This window comes from Mediterraneibacter sp. 210702-DFI.5.30 (assembly GCF_020560115.1).
Lineage (GTDB): Bacteria > Bacillota > Clostridia > Lachnospirales > Lachnospiraceae > Mediterraneibacter > Mediterraneibacter faecis.
Genome location: NZ_JAJCME010000204.1, coordinates 1 through 229, shown reverse-complemented (window position 1 = coordinate 229; position 229 = coordinate 1). Strand labels below are relative to the sequence as shown.

The 229-nt window shown below is 52.8% G+C and carries 1 pseudogene; it reads right to left on the bottom strand.

What is annotated here, in order from left to right:
• Nucleotides 1-229, bottom strand: a pseudogene (locus LI126_RS15255) (hypothetical protein); the annotation flags it as partial.

The window sequence follows — 229 nt, the reverse complement described above, 5'->3', positions numbered from 1 at the left end:
CAGTCCCCAACGTGCAAAGACGCCGGCTGCAATCGGAATGCCGATCAAGTTGTAGATCAGCGCCCAAAACAGATTCAGCTTGATGCGCGCAAAAGTTTTTTTAGCAATCGTCAGCGCCTTGACGACATCCTTGAGACTGTTTTTAACCAAGACGATGCCACCCGTTTCAATTGCGACATCGGTTCCCGATCCCATAGCAATCCCAACGTCTGCGACTGCCAGGGCCGGC